The sequence below is a fragment of the Actinomyces urogenitalis DSM 15434 genome (assembly GCF_000159035.1).
Lineage (GTDB): Bacteria > Actinomycetota > Actinomycetes > Actinomycetales > Actinomycetaceae > Actinomyces > Actinomyces urogenitalis.
Genome location: NZ_DS999630.1, coordinates 1 through 241, shown reverse-complemented (window position 1 = coordinate 241; position 241 = coordinate 1). Strand labels below are relative to the sequence as shown.

General features: G+C 56.4%; 1 pseudogene. It reads right to left on the bottom strand.

The window, feature by feature from the left end:
- Positions 1-241, bottom strand: a pseudogene (locus HMPREF0058_RS11550) (hypothetical protein); the annotation flags it as partial.

Sequence of the window (241 nt, the reverse complement as noted above, 5' to 3'; positions counted from 1 at the left end):
TGAGTACGGTCTGCAAAATGGTGGAGATAAACTCCACGCGCGGACGAGAGCGTAATCAGCGCGCCGGACAGTGCCTGGTGGGCAAAACCACCGATACACAGCAGCATAATTGCGACATACGGGTTGGTGAACAGGCCGATCATACCCGGGCCAATCATCAGCACTGCACCCAGCGTTACGACCATCTTACGGGAAACGATCAGGTTCACACCAAACCAACGCTGGAACAGCGGCGGCAGGT